General features: G+C 64.7%; 1 protein-coding gene. It reads left to right on the top strand.

Going from position 1 to position 266, the window contains the following annotated elements:
• Window positions 1-266: hypothetical protein (locus PZC42_RS21610; RefSeq protein ID WP_277214236.1), on the top strand; the 266-nt coding region annotated here is incomplete at both ends.

Raw genomic sequence — 266 nt, forward strand, 5'->3', positions numbered from 1 at the left:
GTTCGACGAGCGTGAACGAGGCAACGCCGCCGCTCTCCGCCGACACCGACACCTACGACGTCGTTTTGACCTCGGAGCCGACCGACACCGTGACGATCACGATTAGCGTCTTCGAAACCCCGGTACAGACGACGGTCTCCGTCACCACGCTGACGTTCGACAACTCGAACTGGGACGCGGCGCAGACGGTGACGCTGACGGCGGTGGACGACGCCGTGGTCGAAGGCGCGCACTCGAGTTTGATCACCCACAGCGCTGCCAGCACC

This window comes from Isoptericola croceus (genome assembly GCF_029382255.1).
Lineage (GTDB): Bacteria > Actinomycetota > Actinomycetes > Actinomycetales > Cellulomonadaceae > Isoptericola > Isoptericola croceus.